General features: G+C 32.1%; 15 protein-coding genes. All 15 read left to right on the top strand.

The annotated features are described in order from the left end of the window. On the top strand, positions 1–720 hold a 720-nt coding region (locus tag ACH0CI_RS13800), incomplete at its 5' end, for a hypothetical protein (protein ID WP_406901645.1). A gap of 117 nt (positions 721–837) precedes the next feature. Next, positions 838–1,908, top strand: coding sequence for a glycoside hydrolase family 113 (locus ACH0CI_RS13795; RefSeq protein WP_406901644.1), 1,071 nt, complete (start codon positions 838–840; stop codon positions 1,906–1,908). A 467-nt stretch (positions 1,909–2,375) separates the two neighbouring features. After that, positions 2,376–3,053, top strand: coding sequence for a sugar transferase (locus ACH0CI_RS13790; RefSeq protein WP_406901781.1), 678 nt, complete (start codon positions 2,376–2,378; stop codon positions 3,051–3,053). A gap of 61 nt (positions 3,054–3,114) precedes the next feature. After that, positions 3,115–4,524: a lipopolysaccharide biosynthesis protein gene (locus ACH0CI_RS13785; RefSeq protein ID WP_406901643.1), complete on the top strand. Its 1,410-nt coding sequence runs from the start codon at positions 3,115–3,117 to the stop codon at positions 4,522–4,524. Between the two features lie 111 nt (positions 4,525–4,635). Beyond that, the gene (locus ACH0CI_RS13780) at positions 4,636–5,550 is read left to right on the top strand and encodes a glycosyltransferase (protein ID WP_406901642.1); all 915 of its coding nucleotides are present in this window, start codon (positions 4,636–4,638) and stop codon (positions 5,548–5,550) included. 34 nt (positions 5,551–5,584) lie between these two features. After that, entirely contained in the window at positions 5,585–6,763 is a 1,179-nt protein-coding gene (locus ACH0CI_RS13775) for a CDP-glycerol glycerophosphotransferase family protein (RefSeq protein WP_406901641.1), read from the top strand. Between the two features lie 93 nt (positions 6,764–6,856). Beyond that, on the top strand, positions 6,857–8,248 hold the full coding sequence (locus ACH0CI_RS13770; protein WP_406901640.1) for a glycosyltransferase: 1,392 nt from the start codon (positions 6,857–6,859) through the stop codon (positions 8,246–8,248). Position 8,249: 1 nt separating this feature from the next. Then, entirely contained in the window at positions 8,250–9,407 is a 1,158-nt protein-coding gene (gene cps2T, locus ACH0CI_RS13765) for a beta 1-4 rhamnosyltransferase Cps2T (RefSeq protein WP_406901639.1), read from the top strand. A 16-nt stretch (positions 9,408–9,423) separates the two neighbouring features. Beyond that, a complete protein-coding gene (rfbA, locus tag ACH0CI_RS13760) occupies positions 9,424–10,326 on the top strand; it encodes a glucose-1-phosphate thymidylyltransferase RfbA (RefSeq protein WP_406901638.1) in 903 nt (300 codons plus the stop codon). After that, a complete protein-coding gene (rfbC, locus tag ACH0CI_RS13755) occupies positions 10,323–10,877 on the top strand; it encodes a dTDP-4-dehydrorhamnose 3,5-epimerase (RefSeq protein WP_406901637.1) in 555 nt (184 codons plus the stop codon). The genes rfbA and rfbC overlap by 4 nt, the downstream gene beginning before the upstream one ends. 7 nt (positions 10,878–10,884) lie before the next feature. After that, positions 10,885–11,895: a dTDP-glucose 4,6-dehydratase gene (gene rfbB, locus ACH0CI_RS13750; protein ID WP_406901636.1), complete on the top strand. Its 1,011-nt coding sequence runs from the start codon at positions 10,885–10,887 to the stop codon at positions 11,893–11,895. After that, complete coding sequence (gene rfbD, locus ACH0CI_RS13745; protein ID WP_406901635.1) at positions 11,895–12,740, top strand: dTDP-4-dehydrorhamnose reductase; 846 nt, start codon at positions 11,895–11,897, stop codon at positions 12,738–12,740. Before rfbB ends, rfbD begins: the two co-directional genes overlap by 1 nt. Positions 12,741–12,915: 175 nt before the next feature. Further along, positions 12,916–13,668 (top strand): YveK family protein, encoded by a 753-nt coding sequence (locus ACH0CI_RS13740; RefSeq protein WP_406901634.1) that lies wholly within the window; start codon positions 12,916–12,918, stop codon positions 13,666–13,668. Next, positions 13,658–14,368, top strand: a complete 711-nt coding sequence (locus ACH0CI_RS13735; protein ID WP_316909769.1) for a CpsD/CapB family tyrosine-protein kinase — start codon at positions 13,658–13,660, stop codon at positions 14,366–14,368. The genes ACH0CI_RS13740 and ACH0CI_RS13735 overlap by 11 nt, the downstream gene beginning before the upstream one ends. Before the next feature lie 206 nt (positions 14,369–14,574). Then, positions 14,575–15,342 (top strand): tyrosine-protein phosphatase, encoded by a 768-nt coding sequence (locus ACH0CI_RS13730; protein WP_406901633.1) that lies wholly within the window; start codon positions 14,575–14,577, stop codon positions 15,340–15,342. Positions 15,343–15,354 lie beyond the last annotated feature (12 nt).

Here is a 15,354-nt window from a genome sequence, read left to right as displayed (position 1 = left end):
CTCTTACTGGCATTCAATGACAATACCACCATACAAAGTAACTCTTCAATACTTTTAAAAGGAAATAAGGATGTGAGGTTAAGAAGTAATGAATCAATAAGTTTAATTTTTACAACGGGAAAGTGGCTTGAAGTAGCAAGAAACGTGCAGTATACACCGAATATTCAGGCTCTTGAAAGAGATAGTACATTTATAGATGTAACTGATAACGACAGAGTTTATTTAAACCAACCAAATAAAAACATCATTACAGAGTTGGTAAACGGAACAGGTTCTCAGGAAATCCTCTTACTGGCATTCAATGACAATACCACCATACAAAGTAACTCTTCAATACTTTTAAAAGGAAATAAGGATGTGAGGTTAAGAAGTAATGAATCAATAAGTTTAATTTTTACAACGGGAAAGTGGCTTGAAGTAGCAAGAAACGTGCAGTATACACCGAATATTCAGGCTCTTGAAAGAGATAGTACATTTATAGATGTAACTGATAACGACAGAGTTTATTTAAACCAACCAAATAAAAACATCATTACAGAGTTGGTAAACGGAACAGGTTCTCAGGAAATTCTCTTACTGGCATTCAATGATAATACCACCATACAAAGTAACTCATCTATAGTTTTGAGTAAAAATACAAATATTACGTTACCTAATAAGGGAATAATAAAACTTCTTTATACAACTGATAAATGGGTAGAGTTGTTTAGAAATTTTTGATTATATTTTTTCTGAATACACCTAACAGACATTTAGAGGACGAGAATGTTTGTTGGGTGTATATAGTTAAATATAGTGATGAATATTCAAACTTTTCATTTTTAAGGAGGAAACACAATGAAGAAAAATGTACTACTAGCAGTATTCTTGATATTTTGTATAGTTGTCTATTCTATAAGTAATCTATTTTTTCAAGAAAACCACACGAAGAAGATACATGAAAACCCAAAACATAATATCCACAAAGGAGTCGCACTTACTTTGCTTGACCCCTATAATACTGACAATTTCTATGATAAGAATTTACCGAAAATAAAAGAAATGGGCGCCGAGTTAGAAGTAGTAACCAAAGTTAGTATACAGAGCACAAATGATTCAATGCCAGTTAACGACCCTAATATAGAAGACAAGTTTAATAGATTATTTTCTAAGAGTAAAGAATATGGAGTTAAGGTTAGTGTAATTAAACCGCATATTATGTTTCCAGGAGATGGTTTTGATAGGGGAACATACAACCCTAGTAATACCAATGATTTTTTTAAAAGATGGAAAGAAATTATTTTATATTATGCGAAAGTCAGCCACGACGAGGATGTGCCCTTTTTAAGTATAACTTGTGAGACAAGCATTATAACTCAAAATACTTACATACCTTATTGGCAAGAAATAATTAACGAAATTAAACAAAAGTATCCTGATGTACAAGTAACTATGGCTTTAAAAAAATCTGATTTGGATAGAGAAATAGCATATCACGAAAAGGGGGTCATTAGCATATTAGATTATTTAGATGTTGTGTCTTTAAATATGTTTCCAAGAGTCAAAAGAGATTATGTAGGTAAGAATATCATTGCACCTAGTGACGATGCTTTTGTCAGTGTACCAGGATCTTATGGGTTTATCACTTCAATAAAAAAAGTTAAAGAATATTTTAAAAAAGACGTAATAATTACTGAAACAGGCTCCTCTCCTAGGTCAGATTTTAAAAAGGATTATCTAAACCCTTTTAATTTTGATCAGGAGACTCCTAAAAACCATAGGGATCAAAATGATTGGATGAAGATTGTTTTAGATAATTTATTCCTACTGAAAGAAGTCAAAGGTATTTATATCTGGCATATAGATCAACCTTTTGATTTTTTAGATACAAAAACTGCAGATACTATAAGAAAAAAGTATCGCAACTAAGTAAAAAATTCTGATAATGTTGCATACTTGTACACTTAGACTGTTAGAAGCTTTAAGATGTATTTCTATAATTAATGTATGTCTTCTAACACTATAATTTAAGCATATTATTTTGAGATATAAGATTTAATGAATATTAAGAACTATTTAGGAACCAAAATGATACATTAAAAGACTTAAAGTGCAACATTTGACGTATTTCGACAAAACAAGACATTGAACCTATGTATACATTGTGCTAGTATTTTCTAGTATTAATAGTCTTTTTTCCCTAATGTGGTTTTTAATAAAATTGTGGAGATGTTTTTTATTTTTTTGAAAAACAATCTTGTTAAATAACCTAACAAGATTCTTATTTTCAAGATGAAGAAGCATTATACTAATAGAGGTGAGTGTTCTTAATAAAAAATACCTTGGGTAATATGCTCAATTAATTATAATTAATTATTAAGGAAGTGAGGATGCAAATGGAGCAAATATCTAGTAAAGAAGCTATCTCTTGCAATGCAGAATTACAAATAGCACCTAATGATACCATCACCTATCTATTTTTCAAGAGAACAATTGATATATTTGGAGCAGTAATAGGGTTAGTTATACTATCCGTTGTTTTTATAGCTGTAGCACTTTTAATTAAAGTCGAAGATCCTAGAGGACCCGTTTTTTTTGCTCAAGAAAGAATGGGAAAAAAAGGAAATAAATTCAAAATGTATAAATTTCGATCTATGGTTGTAGATGCTGAGGATAAATTAAAAGATTTATTGGAACTTAATGAGACTACAGGTGCCATGTTTAAAATGAAAAATGATCCCCGCATAACCAAAATAGGGAAATTTATCAGAAAAACTAGCATCGATGAATTACCTCAGTTATGGAATGTCTTGAAAGGAGATATGAGTTTAGTTGGACCTAGACCTCCTTTATTAAGAGAGGTATTGGAGTATACGGCGTACGACAAACAGCGCTTATTAGTTAAGCCAGGTTGTACAGGACCTTGGCAGGTAAGTGGAAGAAGCAACATAGGATTTAAAGAAATGGTAGAGTTAGATTTAATTTATATTAAAACACGAAATTGTAAAGCTGATATTAATTTAATATTAAAAACTATCAAAATAATCTTAATGCCAAACAAAGGTGCTTTTTAAACTCTCTTGTATCTTTAATTTTAAAAAATGATAGATAACTATAAGAATCGAAAGGCGATTTATGAATATTCAAAGAGAAGGAGAAAGAGTTTATAAGAAAACTCTAATCCATTACATTCCAGCTGTTTTAGTTCCAGCAATTACAAATATATTTTTAACACTAGGGTTAGCAAGAATATTAGATTTAAATATTTATGGGGATTATACATATCTAACGAGCATAGCAGTGGTAGTTACATCAATTCTTTCCCAGTGGTTAGTACAGTCTATTCAAAAATTTTATTATGTTGATAAAGAAAAGGAAGAATATATTCTTCTGATAAATAATTTTAAAGCAGCCTTAATATATTTATTTATAATTTCGTTTGTAGTTTGGTCTTTCAATAAAGTGTTCTTGAATACTAATGATGGATTTATAAATAATTTATTAGGACTAATTATGTTATTTTCTTCACAAAGTTTACTTGCAGTAAAAGTAGCAGAGTACGCTGCGAAATATCAAGTTAAACATATAAGAAATTTAAATATACAACAATCTTTTTTAAAACTTATTTTTCTTACAGCGTATTTGCTGTTAGTCAACTCTTATCAATTAAATGAAATTATAGTAATGATAGCCTTTCCTGCTTTTCTAAATCTACTCTATTTTATAGGAAGAGATAAAGAAATTAGAGACATTTCAAGGATCAACTACTTTAAAATGAATAGTAGTGCTAAGGAGTTATTTAATATACACTTGAGAAAATCTTTGGCTTATGGGTTACCTATGACGGGGTGGTTCATAGGAACCAATTTGTTAGGAGTAGGAGATAGAATCATTTTAAAATTCTTTACGGATAGTAGTCAAGTAGGGGTTTACTCAGCAAATTATACTTTAGTTTCAACAGGAATTGCTTTGTTAGTGTCTCCTTTATTACAAGCTGCTCACCCTATAATAATGAATTATGGGCAAAAGGAGAAACAAAGCCCTGAAGAGGTTGCTCTTTTTATTGAAAAGCTGTCGAGGAAATTTATTATGGTTAGTATGTTAATGGTAGTATTCCTATTTTTCTATTACAAAAAAATAAGTCTCCTTTTATTTGGCTCAGAATATCAAGCAGGTGCAATTATTATACCATTGTCTATTCTAGGAATTTTCTTTTGGAACTACAGTATGTATGGACATAAAGGAATCGAACTACTTGGTAGGCCTCTCCAAATGATGAAATATGTTCTTTATTCTGCTTTAATTAATACAGTACTTAATATTGTCTTAATACCTATAATGGGAATAAAAGGGGCTGGTATAGCAACTTTAATAGCTTATATCTCCTATGCTTTTATGATTAAAGTAAATTCTAGACATAATATAAGATGGATTATTAATTATAAGTATATTGGATCATTAGCAGTTATATATTCTGTACTATGTTTTCTTTTATCTCCTTTAATCAATTTAGTATTAGATTATATTATTAAAGTTATGAATTAAAATGCTGTTACTAAGTGTATAAATAGTCTATTAAACACTTATCTCTAGCTAAATAAGTGTTTAATAGACTTAAAAACACACTATTTTCTATTTTATAAGGAGCGGTTAAATTTGGACGGCGTAATATTAAACTATAATTCTTCAAGTGATACAGTAGAGTTATTAAGTAACTTATTAAGAATGAACGACACCTTTGAACACATTGTTGTTGTGGATAATAACTCCAATGAAAAGGATAAGGCGGCCTTATCCGCGGCAGTTGATGAAATGAAAAGTCAGTCTAATAGTTCAGTAGATATTAAACTTATATTTAATAAGAAAAATACAGGATACGCCTCGGGTAACAATATTGGTTTAAAGTACTTAAATACTTTAAGTTCTAGAGATAACCTAGTTGCTATAATGAATCCTGATATTTATATAGAAGAGCAACAACTAAGGGGTGTAATAAAGAATTACCAATACTTTGAAAGTAAATCAGGAGAAAATTCAGTAGGCGTTATTAGCCCCTGGGTTATAAATACTGGCCAAGCAGGTATGGTAGCTTGGAAATTGCCTTATTTTTGGTCTGATGTAATTGCTTCTTCCATGATATTGAAAAAATTATTGGGTGATAAACTGGAGTATAAAAAATTAAATAGAAATAAACATCTCCAGCCTGTAGATGTCTTGCCAGGCTCTTTTTTAATTATAAATAAAACGGCGCTTGAAAGAGTAGGTTTTTTGGAAGAAAGTACTTTTTTATACTGTGAAGAGAGAATTTTAGCTTCTAAAATGAAAAGAAATGGCTTTGCAACTTTACTTGATACAGATCATTACTATCATCACGCTCATTCAAAAACTATAAATAAGTTTTTAAATGGCTTAAAAAAAATAGACTTTTTATATGATAGTAAAAAAGTTTATTATAAGCAAGAAAAAAAATCTTATATCCAAAGTTTTATTATCAGTAACTTAAGATTTCTTTCTAAAGCTGAATATGTTTGTATCCAAGGTCTGAAATCTCTAATAGCAATAAAAAATTAAAAGGCTGAATAAAAAATGATAATGGAGTGCGAGTATGCAACAAAACATTTTTCCGGCGAAATACAAAAAAATAAAATATATCCCTAATATTATGTTAGCTGTGATTATTAATGTTATTTTAAAGTACGTATATAAAAAGAAGAATATTGTATTAGTAGGAGGACATGCAGGCGAAAAATACCAAGATAATTCAGCAGCTATACATCAATACCTTTTAGAAGAAAAAAAGAATATAACGCTCTGTTGGATGACACATCATTCGCTCAATAAGTCAAATTTAAACATTAATGGCGAGGTAATTAAACTTGGAAGTATAAAAAATTATCTATTCTATTTAAATGCAAAAACTTGCTACTTTAGTCATTCTTTAAGTACTGATATAGCTCCAATTATTGATAAATTATTACCACATAAATATAAGCCAATTAGGGTTCACCTTAGTCATGGTATTGAGGGATTAAAAAAGAATTTAAATTTAGAGCATATAGAAGACGTGGATTTTTATATTTGTAGTTCTAATCAAGAGAAGGTAATAAAAAAAGAAGAGTGGGGGCTAGAGGAAAAAAAGCTAATAGTTACAGGGGTGCCACGATACGATGAACTATATAACCATTTGGAGAAAACGTCTAAAAACACAATTCTGTACGCTCCTACGTGGAGAGAATGGCTATATTTGAATGGAGAAGAAGAGTTTTTTAATACAGAGTTTTGTATTAATTTAGTGAACCTCATTTCTGATAAATATTTAAACGATATTTTACATAGAAAAGGTTTTAGACTAGAAATAGTACTTCATCCATTCATGCATAATAAGCTATCCATAATTAAGAAGCAGGTAGAAAGTTTGTCTAACATAAATATCATGTCTGATAAGGTAGACGTAGGGAAGAAAATTCGAGAGTCTGCATTGTTAATTACAGATTATTCTAGTATATGTTGGGATTTTCTCTATTTAGATAAAAGTGTGATTTTTTATCAATTTGACCAGACCAAATATTTGCTAGAACGTGGATCTTATATAGATTTAAATAGTAGTTTATTTGGAGAAGTCGTCCTGACTAAAGATAAGTTAATTGAATGTATTGAAGAGCAACTTTTTAGTGAAAGTTATGAAAAGAAATATCGTAATTATAAAGCATATAAAGAAAAATATTTTGCGTTTTTCGATAATAAAAACTGCAAAAGGGTAGTAGAAGCTACATTAAATGTCTAATCATTCAAGGGGAAGCTTACAATAAAGTTTCTCGAGGCAACATTTATATATGTTTTCATCTAATCAATATAAATCAGAAAAGAGTTTTAAAGAATGATAATACTTCATTATAGTTTAGGACTGCCACCTTACAGAAGTGGAGGACTCACTAAGTATTCAGTAGATTTAATGTCTGAACAACTTCAACAAGGTCATCAAGTATATCTCTTGTATCCAGGTCAAATTAACCCATTCCAAAAGCAAAAAATTATAAAGAATCAAGCTTATAACAATATTCAAGTATATGAACTAATAAATCCTTTGCCTGTAGCACTATTAGGGGGAGTGTTTCGCCCCGCTAACTTTATGGAAGAACCAAAAGTTAGTTCCTTATACTCCGATTTTTTCATGAGTTTAAAACCTGATGTTATCCATATGCATACACTAATGGGCATACACAGTGAATTTATAGAGCATGCGAGAAAGAATGGAATTAAATTAATTTTTAGTACGCATGACTACTATGGGATATGTCCAAAAGTAAATTTATTAGACGTCAAAGGCGAAATTTGTGAAGACTTTGAAAGTGGACAAAAATGTATTTCATGTAATGTCAATAGTTACAGCAAGTCATTAATTACCGTTATGCAATCGCATCTTTACAAAAACTTTAAAAATAGTCCTTCTATTAAGAAATTAAGAGCTTTTAAAAAAAGTGACATTAAAGACGTGGAAGAGCAACAGTCTATTAATCATGAGCATGTTGAAGTGAAAAAAGATTTGGTGCTTGCAGAAGAATTTCAACAGCTTAGAAACTATTATATGAACATGTTAAGTATGATGGATATGGTTCATTTTAATAGTGAGGTAACAAAAAATGAATATGAAAAATATGTGAATGTTGAAAGTGAAATTGTTTCGATTACTCATAAAGATATTAAAGACCAAAGAAAAATTAAAGAATACAACAGCGATAAGCCATTACAAATTGGTTTTCTAGGGCCTATAGAAAAATATAAAGGTTTTCCTTTATTAAGAAAATCCTTAAAAAACCTTTTGAAAGAACAAGAAATGGACTGGCATTTGCATGTATATGGTAATGATAGAGTCGTACAGCTAGATGAAGATTGCGATTACGTCTCTTTTCATGGCCGTTATGAACATGAAGAACTTCCAAATATCTTTGAGAAAATAGATATTTTAATTTTGCCAAGCCTATGGAAAGAAACATTCGGTTTTATTGGTTTGGAAGCTTTATCTAATGGTGTTCCTACAATTGTGACAACATACGTAGGTTTTAAAGATCTTGTGGACAATTATAATACTGGATTAGTAGTGGAGCCAAACGAAGACGAAATCGGTAAAGGAATTAAATATGCTATCCATAACCGAGATAAGCTGGCTGTTTGGAATAAAAATATTTGTACAGGAACATTTAATTCTATTATGAAAGACCACAGTCAATCATTAGAAGTACTATATGAAAAAATTGTAGGAGAAAAATAAGATGAAAAATGTATTTATTATTGGTTCTAAAGGCATTCCAGCTAAATATGGAGGATTTGAAACATTTGTTGAATATTTAACAAAAATGAAAGTCAGTGAAGAAATAGCTTATCATGTTTCCTGTATGGCTGAAGATAACAAAGAATTCTATCATAACAATGTTCGCTGCTTTAATGTGAAAGTGCCTAATATCGGAAGTGCTAAAGCTGTTTTGTATGATATTTTAAGCTTGAAAGAATGTTTGAACTATATAAAAGAAAAGAAACTTACTAATTCAATAGTATATGTACTGGCTTGCCGAATCGGTCCGTTCTTCGCTAAATATAAAACAGCTCTTGAAAAAATGGGCGTCCAAGTATTTGTGAATCCTGACGGACATGAGTGGAAACGAAGTAAATGGAATTATTATATTAGACAGTATTGGAAACTTTCTGAACGTCTCATGGTTAAACATGCGGATTTATTAGTATGCGACTCTAAAGGAATAGAAGATTACATACAAAAAGATTATCAACGTTATTCTCCAAAGACCACTTTTATTGCGTATGGTGCGACAGTAGAAGAGGCACCATTAAGCAGTACTTCTAGCAAATTAACTGAATGGTATCAAAAACACGGTGTTGAAGCATTTGAATATTATTTAATTGTCGGTCGCTTCGTACCTGAAAATAATTATGAACTAATGATCAGAGAGTTTATGGCATCTAACTCGAAAAAAGATTTAGTTATTATTTCAAATGTAGAGCAAAATAGCTTTTATGAAGAACTTTTAAAACGTACAAACTTTAATCAAGATTCACGTATTAAGTTTGTTGGAACAGTATACGATCAAGAATTGCTTCAAAAAATCCGTGAACAAGCATATGGCTATTTTCACGGTCATGAAGTAGGAGGAACTAACCCTTCTCTACTTGAAGCACTTGCCTCTACAAGACTTAATTTATTACTAGATGTTGTTTTTAACAGAGAAGTAGGAGCTGAAGGGGCAGTTTACTTTAACAAAGATAAAGGTAGTTTATCAAAGCTAGTAGATTCAGCAGATTTGTATAACATTGATACAATCGATTTAATGTCAAAAAAAGCCAAAAAACGTATTGTTGAGGAGTATTCATGGGGGAAAATTGTTCATGAATATGAAACATTATTCTTAAAGAATTAATAAAGGAGCTGGAAATATGAAAGGCATAATATTAGCAGGTGGCAGTGGTACTAGATTATACCCTATTACAAGATCAATTTCTAAACAATTGATTCCGATTTATGATAAACCGATGATTTATTACCCACTGTCTGTATTGATGTTAGCAGGTATAAAAGATATTTTAATTATTTCTACGCCTACAGACACTCCACGTTTTGAACAGTTGCTTGGAGATGGAAAAGATTTAGGTATTAATTTAAGCTACGAAGTACAAGAATCACCTGATGGCTTAGCGCAAGCATTTATTATTGGTGAAGAATTTATTGGAAATGATTCAGTGGCCTTGATTTTAGGAGATAATATTTTCTATGGTCATGGATTTACCAAAACATTAGAGCGTGCAGCAAGCCGCTCTGAAGGTGCTACAGTATTTGGATATAATGTAAAAGACCCTGAACGTTTTGGTGTAGTAGAATTTGATGAAAAAGGCAAAGCCATTTCTATTGAAGAGAAACCTGCAGATCCAAAATCAACGTATGCTGTTACAGGCCTGTATTTCTATGATAACGATGTAGTAGAAATTGCAAAATCTATTAAACCATCAGCTCGTGGTGAACTAGAGATTACTTCTGTTAACGAAGAGTATCTACGTCGCGGAAAACTTCAGGTAGAGTTATTAGGACGTGGATTTGCGTGGCTTGATACAGGTACTCATGAATCATTATTAGAAGCGTCTACGTTTATTGAAACTGTAGAGAAACGCCAAAGCTTGAAAGTAGCATGCTTAGAAGAAATAGCATTTAGAAAAGGATACATCACAAAAGAACAACTTATTCAATTAGCTGAGCCATTAAAGAAAAATGAATATGGACAGTACATGCTACGTTTAGCGAATCAAAGTGCATTAGAAAAAATATTGGTGGGTGGAAAAGCATGAATATTATAAAAACAAAATTTGAAGATGCGATCTTGATTGAACCGAAGGTTTTTGGTGATCATAGAGGTTTCTTTACAGAAAGCTATAACAAAGAAATGTTTCAACAAAATGGAATTGATATGGATTTTATTCAAGATAACCATTCATTATCTCAGCAACCAGGCACGTTGCGAGGCATGCATTATCAGCTGAATGACAAAGCACAAACAAAACTTGTACGTGTAACAAGAGGTGCAATTTATGATGTTATTGTAGATATCCGAAAGGGTTCACCTACATATGGAGAATGGCAAGGTTTTATCTTATCAGCAGATAACAAACGTCAGCTTTTAGTACCAAAAGGTTTTGCACACGGTTTTTGTACGATTGTAGAAAATACTGAGGTGCAATATAAAGTAGACGAGCTGTATTCCCCAGAGCATGATAGAGGTATTGCTTGGAACGATCCGGCTTTAAATATTGATTGGCCGTTTAATAATCCAGTTCTCTCTGACAAAGATACAAAACATCCAACTTTAGCAGAAGCAGATAATAATTTTACTTGGGAGTGATTCAATAATGAATATTTTAGTAACGGGTGGAGCAGGTTTTATTGGAAGTAATTTTGTACGTCACATGGTAGAAACATATCCTAGTTATGGTATCGTAAACTATGATTTACTTACATATGCAGGAAATCTTGAAAACTTAAAAGATATAGAAAGTCATGAAAACTATACTTTTGTAAAAGGTGATATTAACAATAGAGAACTTGTAGGCCATTTAGTTAAATATCATGATATTGATGTAATTGTAAACTTTGCAGCAGAATCACATGTTGATCGCAGTATTACAGAGCCAGATATTTTCATTAAGAGTAATGTGTTAGGGACACAAGCACTTTTAGATGTAGCAAAAGCTAATAACCTGAAGAAATATGTACAAGTATCAACGGATGAAGTATATGGTTCACTAGGCGAAACAGGCTATTTTACAGAAGAAACGCCTCTTGATCCAAACAGTCCTTATTCTGCAAGTAAAGCAGGGGCTGATATGCTTGTGAGTGCGTACCATGAGACATTCGGCATGAATGTTAATATCACAAGATGTTCAAATAACTATGGTCCTTATCATTTTCCTGAGAAATTGATTCCATTAATGGTGACAAATGCTCTAGAAGGAAAAGAACTTCCTATCTATGGAGATGGTAAAAACGTTCGTGATTGGTTACATGTAAAAGATCATTGTGCTGCTATCGATTTGGTTATTCATAAAGGAGAGCCAGGTGAAATTTATAATGTAGGCGGCCACAATGAACGTACAAATAATGAGATTGTACATTTAATTGTAGAAAAACTTAATGCTCCAAAAGAATTAATTAAATTTGTAGAAGACCGACTTGGACATGATCGTCGTTATGCAATCGATCCTACTAAATTAACAACAGAGCTTGGATGGAAGCCAAAATACACGTTTGATACAGGAATCGTTGAAACGATTCAATGGTATTTGGATAATCAAGACTGGTGGAAAAACATTAAATCAGGTGACTATGTAAACTACTACAACAAACAATATGGTGATAAATAATGAGTCAAAAAGTTTTAATTACAGGAGCGAATGGACAGCTTGGTAAGGAGTTAGTCGAACTCTTTACTGAAAAAGGTTTTGAAGTTTATGGATTTGGTCGAGATAAGATGGATATTACAAACCAAGCACAAGTTCAAGAAGTAATTAGTACTTTGAAACCAAATATCGTACTTCATTCGGCTGCTCATACACAAGTAGATTTAGCAGAATCAGAGCCTGAACAAGCATTCTCTATTAATGCATACGGTACACGCAATGTTTCTGTAGCCGCAGAAGCAGTAGGAGCAAAACTTGTATATGTAAGTACGGATTATGTATTTGATGGCACAAATGATGAACCTTATAACGAATTCTCACCGACTTCTCCCTTAGGCGTATATGGAAAATCTAAACTAGCCGGTGAACAATTTGTACGTGATTTGCATTCTAAATTCTTTATTGTGCGAACTTCTTGGGTATACGGCAAGCATGGGGCTAACTTTGTTAAAACTATGCTAAAATTAGGAAAAGAACGAAAAGAACTTTCTGTAGTGGCTGATCAAAGAGGCTGTCCAACTTACACGCTAGATTTAGCTAATGCTATTTTAGAGTTAGTAGATACTGAAAAATACGGGGTGTATCACATTTCTAACAGTGGAAGTTGCTCTTGGTATGAATTTGCAAAAGCTATATTTGAAAATACAGATCTGGATATAAAAGTAATTCCATGTACCACATTAGATTTTCCGCGTGTAGCAGCTCGACCAGCATACTCAGTTTTGGAGCATATGTCACTAAAACTAAATAATTTTACTCCTATGAGAAATTGGAAAGAAGGCCTATCTAACTTTATTAAGCATCAGTAAAGTTTAAGAACTTTTATAGTCTGTGATTTAAAATTGGAAAAAACAATGAATTTAGTAATTGTAGGGTTTAGAATTTTTTTACAGAATTATATAGAATTTAGACCTATTGTAAATTATAATGGAGCGTATAATTTATTTCATTATTATAATACATTGAGAAATTTGGAGGTCAACTATGGAAGAAACGATTAGTTTACGAGACTTATTTCAAGTACTACGTAAGCGCGTATGGTTGATTATATTAATCACTATTATTTCAGCCATTATTAGTGCAGTTATCAGTTTTTTTGTGTTAACACCCGTCTATCAAACAAGTACACAAATTCTTGTAAATCAGGCTAAATCAGAACAGCAATTGTATAATGCAGGGGCCGTGCAAACGAATGTTCAATTAATTAGAACGTATAATGATATTATTAAAAGCCCTGCTATTCTAGATAAAGTTGTTGAGCAATTAAAGCTAGATGGCTCAGCTAAAGCTTTAAGTGGAAAAATTCAAGTAACTAGTGCTGAAAATTCCCAAGTTGCTCAAATTACTGTTCAAGACACAGATCCAAAGCGTGCTACTAAAATTGCCAATACAACAGCAGCAGTTTTCCAGAAAGAAGTACCGAAAATTATGAATATTGACAATGTGAGTGTTCTATCTAAGGCAGACCTTGCATCTAGTGAAAATCCTGTAAAGCCGCAGCCCACTTTAAATATTATTGTTGCCTTAGTTGTCGGATTAATGGTAGGTGTTGGAATATCTTTCTTACTAGAATACTTAGATAATACTATTAAAACAGAGCAAGATATTGAAAATATTTTAGATCTTCCAGTAATGGGTGTCATTACAAATATCAAAGAGGTGCCTAAAGCAACAAATGTGCAGAGAACGGATATAAATTCTCGTGTACAACAAAGAGGTGAGACATTTGGCTCGTAAAGAAAAAGAAAACAAAAATAGCAAGATATTAACATTAAAACGACGAATGCTTGCGCATAACAGCCCAAAAGATCCTGTTGCTGAACAGTATCGTACAATTCGTACAAATATTCAGTTTTCAGGTGTGGATCAAGATATTAAGTCGTTGCTTTTAACTTCGAGTGGAACTGCTGAAGGCAAATCGACTACTGCTTCAAATTTAGCAGCTGTTTATGCTCAGCAGGGCTTAAAGGTATTATTAGTCGATGCGGATTTACGCAAGCCAACGGCTCATTACACATATCGTCTAGAAAACCACAGCGGTCTCACAAACGTTCTAACAAGACAGTCTAGCTTGGGACAAGCAGTGCAAGAGACGGAAGTGAGTGATCTTCATGTTTTAACAAGCGGTCCTATTCCTCCAAATCCATCTGAACTGCTTGCATCATATCAAATGGCAGAGTTACTGAACGAAATGAAGCAGCAGTTTGATATGGTCATTTTTGATACGCCGCCTATTTTGGCTGTAACAGATGCTCAAATTTTGGCTAATCAAGTAGATGCTTCTATTTTAGTAGTTAGTAGTGGGAAAACCGATAAGGAAGCAGCATTAAAAGCAAAAGAGTTGCTATTTTATGCAAAGTCGAAATTACTTGGTGCGGTTTTAAATAATCGTAAAGCAGAAGGTGGAAACTACTATTATTATTATGGGAATAATTAATAGTAATAGTGTTAGATATCTTAAATAGAGTGTAATAAGGCAATAAAGGAACTCGAAACTTCAAAGGTTTCGAGTTTTTAATCCTATTATTACAATATAAGGGGCTAGATTAGTGAGTTCTATATCTGGCATTTATTTTACAAAAAATAAGAAGCATCTAACATTTACCACTTAAGATTTATCTGTAGAGGAGTAGGATGACGCAGATGATTGATTTACATTGTCACATTTTATCTGGTATTGATGATGGAGCTTTAAATGATGACATAAGCTTAAAGATGGCTCAAAAAGCCATTTCAGAAGGCATTCATACAATTGTAGCTACACCTCATCATCAAAATGGGCGATATTTTAATGAGAAAAAAGATATTGTACAATACGTACAGAAATTAAATGAGCTGCTAAAGCAGAAAAAGCTTCCATTAATAATCTTACCAGGACAGGAAATACGGCTTTACGGTGAAATCCTTGAAGACTATCGAGCAGATAAAATTTTGACGCTCAATGATACAGGAAAATATTTATTTATAGAATTTCCATCTAATCAGGTGCCGCATTATGCAGAGCGATTGTTGTTTAATATTCAATCACAGGGGTTAATTCCAATTATTGTGCACCCTGAAAGAAATAGTCGTTTGCTTGAAGAGCCTGATCTTCTCTATAAATTTATAACGAATGGAGCTCTCGCTCAAGTAACAGCTGGAAGCGTAACGGGACGTTTTGGAAAAAAAATAAAAAAATTTTCTCATCAGCTAATTCAATCAAATCTCGTGCACTTTGTATCCTCTGATGCCCATAATCTTGAGGGCCGCTCGTTTTATATGAGGGAAGCTTTAGAAGTTATAGAAAGTGAGCATGGACAGGATACAGTATATGTGTTTCTAGAAAATGCCCAGTACGTGATACAGGGTCAAATGTGCTACAAAGAACCCCCAGAGATGATTAAAAAGAAAAAGTTTTTAGGCATCTTTTAAAGTGCTTTATTT

This window comes from Priestia sp. 179-F W1.4 NHS (assembly GCF_045369295.1).
Taxonomy (GTDB): domain Bacteria; phylum Bacillota; class Bacilli; order Bacillales; family Bacillaceae_H; genus Priestia; species Priestia zanthoxyli.
Note: the sequence above shows the minus strand (reverse complement) of the source record. Positions and strands in the feature narration are given on the sequence as shown.